Raw genomic sequence first — 7,269 nt, forward strand, 5'->3', positions numbered from 1 at the left:
ACCCCTTCACCTCTTCCAGGAGTTGCACCATGTACGTACTCACCGGCGTGACCAAGCGCTATGCGCGCGGCAAGGACACCGTCGTCGCGCTCGACGGGGTCGATCTCACCATCGCGGACGGGGACCGGCTGGTCATCCAGGGCCCGACCGGCGGGGGTAAGTCGACGCTGCTGCAGATGCTCGGCGGGCTCGACAAGCCGTCCGACGGCAGCATCGAACTCGACGGCACCGACCTGGCGAAGCTGACGGAGGCGAAGCTCACGAAGGTGCGCAGCGAGAGCATCGGGTTCGTGTTCCAGAGCTTCAACCTGATCCCGACGCTGAACGCGCAGGAGAACGTGGAGACGGCTCTCGTCCCCCTCGGCGTGAAGGCGAAGGAGCGGCGGGCACGGGCCGCCGAGGCGCTGGAGTCGGTGGGTCTGGGGGAGCGGCTGGGGCATCTGCCGGCCGAGCTGTCGGGCGGTCAGCAACAGCGGGTCGCGATCGCCCGCGCGCTGGTGAAGCGGCCGAAGGTGCTGCTCGCGGACGAGCCCACCGGCAATCTCGACGAGTCCATGCGCGACGAGATCATGGAGGTCCTGGAGGCCCTCTGGAAGGAGCACGGGCTCACTTTCATCATGGTCACCCATGACTCGGCGCTGGCGAAGAAGGCCCCCCGGGTCGCCACGATCCGCAAGGGGCGCATCAGCGTGAAGGAGAACGCCGGGGCGTGACGCCGCCGGGTGACGCCCCTGGGTGAGGGGCGTGTTGGGGTGGAGTCCGGGGCGCGTGCGGGTTGCGCGTGGCCCGGATTTCGCCGCTTTGCGCCCAGTCGCGAGACATGTGGCATGAGTGCACCCCCGGTCATACTGCGAAGACCGGGGGGAATTGACACGTATGTGTGCGGAGGATCCCCCCGCCGGATTACCGGATCGAGGGAGAGACTTGCGCAGACACGTGAGAAGTGTGTGCACGGCCGCGATCGCCATGGCGTCCGCTGCGGCACTGACACTGACGGCGGGACTGACCAGCCCGGCGTCCGCGATATCCGAGCGCGTGACCGGCGCGACCGTGACCGGTACGACCACGATCGGCACGACAGCGACCGACCTCGGCCTCAAGGCCGGCCTCGGCCTCAAGGCCGGCCTCGGCCCCAAGGCCGGCCTCGGCCCCAAGGCGGGCGCCGGCGGCGGTGTCGCGGAGAGCCACCGCATCACTCTCGTCACCGGCGACCGTGTGCTCCTCGATGCCGCCGGCCGGGTCCTCGGACTGGAGCGGGCCAAGGGCCGTGAGGGTGTCCCCGTCCAGCTCCGTGAGGCCGACGGCCACACCTATGTCCTGCCGGCCGACGCGGCCCGGCTCCTGTCCGCCGGACGGATCGACAAGCGGCTCTTCGACGTCACCGAGCTCGACAGGACGGCGACCCGCACCTCCCACAAGCAGGGCCTGAAGCTGATCGTCGGCTACACGGGCACCGCCGCCGGCGCCCGAGCCGACGTACGGGACGCAGGCGACACCAAGGTCCGCCGCACCCTCGACACCCTGAACGCCGACGCGGTGCTCACCCCCAGGGACGACGCCGCCGCGCTGTGGAAGGCGGTCACCGACGCCGACGGCACCACCGCCACCGGAGTCGCGAACATCTGGCTGGACGGCGTCCGCAAGGTCAGCCTCGACAAGTCCGTCCCGCAGATCGGCGCCCCGAAGGCCTGGAAGGCCGGCTACGACGGCAAGGGCGTCACCATCGCCGTCCTCGACACCGGCATCGACGCGACCCACCCGGACCTCAAGGGCCAGGTGATCGGCGACAAGAACTTCTCCGCCTCGCCCGACACCACCGACAAGTACGGCCACGGCACGCACGTCGCCTCCATCGCGGCGGGCACCGGCAAGCGGTCCAAGGGCAAGTACAAGGGCGTCGCGCCCGGCGCCGAGCTGCTCAACGGCAAGGTGCTGAGCGACGAGGGCTACGGCGACGACTCCGGCATCATCGCCGGCATGGAGTGGGCCGCCGAGCAGGGCGCCGACGTGGTCAACCTCAGCCTCGGCGGGGGCGACACCCCCGAGATCGACCCGATGGAGGCGGAGATCAACAAGCTCTCCGCCGAGAAGGGCATCCTCTTCGCGGTCGCCGCCGGCAACGAGGGCGACTGGGGCGAGCGGACCGTCGGGTCGCCGGGCAGCGCCGCCGCCGCGCTCACCGTCGGTGCCGTCGACGACAAGGACAAGCTCGCCTCCTTCTCCAGCCGGGGCCCCGGCATGGACGGCCAGGTCAAGCCCGATGTGACCGCGCCCGGCGTCGCCATCACCGCCGCCGCGGCCCCCGGCAGCCTCATCGAACAGGAGGTCGGCCAAAAGCCCGCCGGCTACCTGACCATCTCCGGTACGTCGATGGCGACCCCGCATGTCGCGGGCGCCGCCGCCCTTCTCAAGCAACAGCACCCCGACTGGACGTACGCCCAGCTCAAGGCCGTCCTCGTCGCGTCGGCCAAGGGCGGCGATCACACCCCCTTCGAGCAGGGCTCCGGCCGTATCCGCGTCGACAGGGCGGTCAAGCAGACGGTCTTCGCCGATCCGGTCTCCGTCGGCTTCGGCGTCCAGGAGTGGCCGCACACCGACGACAAGCCGGTGCGCGAGAAGCTCACCTACGAGAACCTCGGCACCAAGGCCGTCACACTCGGCCTCTCAGTGACCGGCACCGGCCCGAAGGGGAAGCCCGCCCCCGCCGGCTTCTTCAAGACCGGCGCCAAGAAGGTCACCGTCCCCGCCGGCGGCCAGGCCTCCGTCGACGTGATCGTCGACACCAGGCTCGGCGGCCGCCTCGACGGCCTGTACTCCGCGTACGTCACCGCCACCGGCGGCGGCCAAGTCGTACGGACGGCGGCGGCCGTGGAGCGCGAGGAGGAGTCGTACGACGTCACGCTCAAGCTGATCGGCCGCGACGGCGAGCCGGCCGTGAACCACCTGCTCGACCTGACCGGTGTCTTCGGACTGGCCGTCGACGAGTGGTTCACGCCGTACGACAAGGACGGCACGGTCGAGCTGCGGGTTCCGGAGGGGAACTACATCCTCAACGCCGGGATCGTCGTGGACCCGGACGACTACGGCAAGGGGGCGGACTGGCTGTCCCGGCCGACCCTCACCGTCGACCGGAGGACGACCCTCACGCTGGACGCCCGCACGACGAAACCGGTCGACATCACCGTGCCCGGCGCCGGCGCCGAACAGGTCCTCGCGGCACCGGAGTTCGCCCGGTACGTGGAGGGGAACCGCTACTCCTTCGGCTGGCTCCTCGACACCTACGAAGGGTTCCGCACCGCGCATCTCGGCCCGCGGATCACCGGCGGCAGGCTCACCCAGAACTGGGCGGGCCAGTGGGCCAAGGGCGGTGCCGCGCAGTACGCCACGGCCACCGGCGGCAAGGTCGAGAAGCTCGCGACCGGCTACACCAAGCACTGGCAGAAGAGCCGGCTGGCCACCGTGAAGACCGGCCTCGGCTCCTCCGCCGCCGGCAAGAAGGGCGCGGTCCTCGCCTGGGCCTGGCTCCCCGGCAGCCCCGGCTCGCCCTCCATCGGCGTCCCACAGCCGCTGCCCGGCACCCGCACGCTGTATCTGTCCACCACGGCCGGGGTGAAGTGGAGCCTCGACTTCGAGCAGTACGGCCCGCAGGACGAACAGGGCTTCCCGGTCCTGGAGGCGTACTACACGACCGGGGACAGCCGCACCTTCAAGGCGGGCAGGACCTACGCGCAGACCTTCAACGTCGGCGTCTTCGGCCCGAGCATGACCGGGATCCACGGCATCCGGCGCGACGGCAATCAGCTGTACGGCCTGCTGCCGATGTTCGCCGACGGCGAGGGGCACGCCGGGTCGTCCCTCCACACGAAGGTCACGACGACCCTGTACCGCGACGGCAGGAAGATCGCCACGGCCGAGGACGCGCTGGACGGCTCCGGCCAGTTCGAGGTCCCGGCGGGCCTCGCCACCTACCGCCTGACGACCTCCATCTCCCGCTCCGCCGACCTGGCCACGGCCTCCTCCAGGATCGACGCGAGCTGGACCTTCACGTCGAAGAAGACCGCCGGCGACAGGAAACTGCCCCTCTCCACGGTCCGCTTCGGCGCCCCGTTCCTGGGCCTCGGCAGCGGGGCCCCGGCCGGCGAGAAGGCCGGCGTTGCCGTCACCGTGCAGGGCGCGGCGGCCGGCAAGCACCTCAAGTCGCTGTCCGTGCGGGTGTCGGACGACGGCAGGAAGTGGACCAAGGTCGCCGTGAAGAACGGCAGGTTCGCCTACGGGACTCCGGCGGCGGGCAAGAGCGTGTCGTTGCGTGCCGAGGTGACCGACAGGAAGGGGAACAGGTCGACCGTGACGATCCACGACGCGTACTTCAGTAGGTGAGACCTGGCGCGGATGCCGGTCTCCCGGCGGGCGGCGGCGTCGTAGCCCTCGGTTACGGCGTCGCTGTCGGCGCCCGGGTCGCGTCCGTGCCCCAGCTGGCGAGGAGGCGGAGGGCGTCGGCCGAGGGGGAGCCCGGTTCGGCGTGGTAGGTGATCAGGCTCTGTTCCGGGTCGTCGGGGAGGCCGAAGCTCTCGAAGGAGAGGGTGAGGTCACCGACCAGCGGGTGGCGCATGCGCTTCACCCCGTGGCTCTTCTCCTTCACGTCGTGCGTGGCCCACAGCCGCCGGAACTCCTCGCTCTTCACCGACAACTCGCCCACCAGCGCGGACAGTTGGGGGTCGTCCGGATGGCAGCCCGCGTCCATCCGCAGATGGCTGACGATGTCGGCCGCCTTCTGGTCCCAGTCGATGTAAAGATCCCGGTAGTCGGGCCGCAGGAACACCATCCGCGCCCAGTTGCGGTCCTGCGCCGGCAGCTCCGACCAGTCCCCGAACACCGCCGCCGCCATCCGGTTCCAGACGAGGATGTCCGAGCGCCGGCCCGTGACGTAGGCCGGGATGCCGTCGAGGGTGTCGATCAGCTGCCGCAGGGCACCGCGCACCTGCTGCGGACGGGCCGACGGCTTCTTCTTGTGCGCCTTCGGCTTGGCGAGGTGCGTGAGGTGGGCGTGCTCGGCGGCGTTCAGCCGGAGAGCGCGCGCGATGGCGTCGAGCACCTCCGCCGACACATTGCGCCCATTGCCCTGCTCCAGCCGCGTGTAGTACGCCACCGACACGCCCGCGAGCTGGGCCAGCTCCTCCCGCCGCAGCCCGGGCACCCGCCGGTGCCGCCCGAACATCGGCAGCCCCACGTCCTCCGGCTTCAGCCGGGCACGCCGGGTGCGCAGGAACTCACTGAGCTCGGCACGCCGGTCCAGGGCACCGGCGGTCCCGGCGGTCCCGGCGGTCAGTGGCGGCTCCTGTATGACTTCGGCTCCCGCTTCGGCCTCGGGCTGTTGGTCCATAGGTCAAGTATTCATGGTCGTACGCTTACGAGCCTGACCCCGCCAGTGGTACGAGCGGCGGACGTACGCGGAACCGTGGCCTGGGCGAATATCCTCACCCAGGGCAGGCTGGTATTCGCATCCTGCCGGAAGGCAGGCCGGATGCGGGACGACGACCAGGAGATCCCCGGCATGCCTCAACGGCCTCGTCCTCAAACGCCGGACGGGCTGGATATGGCTGAGGTCAATTCAGCCCCTCCGGCGTTTCCCCTCCCGGCGTTTGAGGAGCGGGGTCCGGGGCGGAGCTGTTCGCGAACCCGAGCGCGATGGCGGCCATGCCGGCTCGCTCGGCGCGGCGGACGGCCCCGCCGTCGCGCCCCGGACCTGGCTGCGCGACCCGTCGGAGCCGCCGCCGCTCTCCGTCGTACCGCCGCCGTCGGAGGAACACCCGGCGAGGAGCCCGCCGACCCGTTACCTTGCTTGCCCGCTCTGAGGAGTACGCCGGGGGAGTAGGTACCGGGTCCTAGTCACGGCGTCGTAGACGTGGGGTACCGGCGACCGATGGTGAGCTCGGCGGCGGCTGCCTAACGTGGGAGGGGTCCGGTGTCCGAGCAGGTCCGGTCCGAGGAGGAACGCCGCCCATGCCCGTCGCTCTGAATCACACCATCGTCGCTGCCCACAACAAGTTGGCCTCGGCCCGGTTCCTGGCCGACATCCTGGGGCTGGAGGTGAGCCCCGAGTACGGCCCGTTCGTCCCCGTCGAGATCCCCAACGGAGTGACCCTCGACTACATCGACTCCCCCGATCCCATCACGCCCCAGCACTACGCCTTCCTCGTCACGGAGGGCGAGTTCGACGAGATCTTCGCCCGCGTCAAGGCGGCCGGCCTCACCTACTGGGCCGACCCCTTCCACCGCCGGACCATGGAGATCAACACCAACGACGGCGGCCGCGGCACGTACTTCGACGACCCGAACGGCCACAACCTGGAGATCATCACGAGGCCGTACGGAAGCGGGGGTTGATGGGGGAGCGGCGGGGCTTGGCGGGGGAGCGGTGGGGGGAGCCGGCTACGCGTCGCCGGGCCGGACCCGCTTCACGCGCTCCGCGTCGCCGCTCAACAGGTCGGCGTGGCTGATCGCGAAGTCGCCGTTGGGCAGGGTGCCGTCGAAGTGCCGGCCGATGACCGTGTCGGGCAGATAGTCGCGCAGGCCGTGGCGCATGGCTGGGGCGTACTCGACCGGTGCGCCCCAGCCGGGCGGGGCCTCGTCGGTGCCGAGGACGACCCAATGGTCCACAGGGGCGGGGGAGTCGAGGTCGGGGACGCCCCCGGTGTGGCAGTCGAGGGCGGGCAGGGTGAGCAGGTCGGGGTCGAGCGGCGGGTACCACACGAGCAGTGGTTTCGCCTGCGTCGCCCGCGCGTTGTCGAAGCAGCAGACGGCGATGGCGTGCCCCGGATATCGCTCGGCGTAGAACGCGAACAACTCCGGGTCGAGCGCGGGCCGTTGGTGGTCGGGGACCTCGGCGAGCGCCGCCGGTACGGCGCGTGCGTCCCTGGCGAGCACCACGGTGTAGACGTCGTGCTCGAACACCTCCACGGCCGGCCCCCGGCCCCGCTCCATCCAGTCCATGGAGTCCGGGGCCGTCCCCACCGACACCGGCCGCACGGCGTCCACCATCCGCTCCAGCAGATCGGAACTCCGGCCCACGGAAAGGAAGTTGTGGCGGCTCATCCGCCGCGCCGGCAGATGCAGAAGCATGGCGTTCGGGCCGTCGGCGAGGTTCGTGGCGGTGTTCTGATAGCCGAGGACGTGGATCAGCCCGTGATCGGCGTGGTGCAGCCGTCCGCAGTACAGCGTGGTGCCGGAGAACTCGGCCGGGGCCATCGAGACGCACATGCCGAGAAGCTA

At 70.7% G+C, this 7,269-nt stretch carries 5 protein-coding genes; 3 read left to right on the plus strand and 2 right to left on the minus strand.

The window, feature by feature from the left end; translation table 11 throughout:
• Positions 1-29 precede the first annotated feature (29 nt).
• The gene (locus tag I8N67_RS08505) at positions 30-713 is read left to right on the plus strand and encodes an ABC transporter ATP-binding protein (RefSeq protein WP_200301977.1); all 684 of its coding nucleotides are present in this window, start codon (positions 30-32) and stop codon (positions 711-713) included.
• 211 nt (positions 714-924) lie between these two features.
• The gene (locus I8N67_RS08510) at positions 925-4,377 is read left to right on the plus strand and encodes a S8 family peptidase (protein WP_234045301.1); all 3,453 of its coding nucleotides are present in this window, start codon (positions 925-927) and stop codon (positions 4,375-4,377) included.
• Between the two features lie 52 nt (positions 4,378-4,429).
• Here I8N67_RS08510 and I8N67_RS08515 read toward each other — a convergent pair whose 3' ends face one another.
• A complete protein-coding gene (locus tag I8N67_RS08515; protein ID WP_200301978.1) occupies positions 4,430-5,380 on the minus strand; it encodes a helix-turn-helix domain-containing protein in 951 nt (316 codons plus the stop codon).
• A gap of 620 nt (positions 5,381-6,000) precedes the next feature.
• Here I8N67_RS08515 and I8N67_RS08520 point away from each other — a divergent pair.
• Entirely contained in the window at positions 6,001-6,384 is a 384-nt protein-coding gene (locus I8N67_RS08520) for a VOC family protein (RefSeq protein WP_200301979.1), read from the plus strand.
• Between the two features lie 45 nt (positions 6,385-6,429).
• Here I8N67_RS08520 and I8N67_RS08525 read toward each other — a convergent pair whose 3' ends face one another.
• Positions 6,430-7,257 carry a hypothetical protein gene (locus tag I8N67_RS08525; protein ID WP_200301980.1) on the minus strand — a complete coding sequence of 276 codons (828 nt, stop codon included), beginning with the start codon at positions 7,255-7,257 and terminating at the stop codon, positions 6,430-6,432.
• Between the last annotated feature and the right edge of the window lie 12 nt (positions 7,258-7,269).

Origin of the sequence: Streptomyces adelaidensis, from assembly GCF_016598475.1 — a bacterium.
In the GTDB taxonomy this organism is placed as follows: domain Bacteria; phylum Actinomycetota; class Actinomycetes; order Streptomycetales; family Streptomycetaceae; genus Streptomyces; species Streptomyces adelaidensis.

What these genes read in the sequence shown, in the direction of transcription:
- I8N67_RS08525 (WP_200301980.1), bottom strand. Translation starts at nt 7,257, where the DNA reads ATGTGCGTCTCGATGGCCCCGGCCGAGTTCTCCGGCACCACGCTGTAC.
- I8N67_RS08505 (WP_200301977.1), top strand. Translation starts at nt 30, where the DNA reads ATGTACGTACTCACCGGCGTGACCAAGCGCTATGCGCGCGGCAAGGAC.
- I8N67_RS08520 (WP_200301979.1), top strand. Translation starts at nt 6,001, where the DNA reads ATGCCCGTCGCTCTGAATCACACCATCGTCGCTGCCCACAACAAGTTG.
- I8N67_RS08515 (WP_200301978.1), bottom strand. Translation starts at nt 5,380, where the DNA reads ATGGACCAACAGCCCGAGGCCGAAGCGGGAGCCGAAGTCATACAGGAG.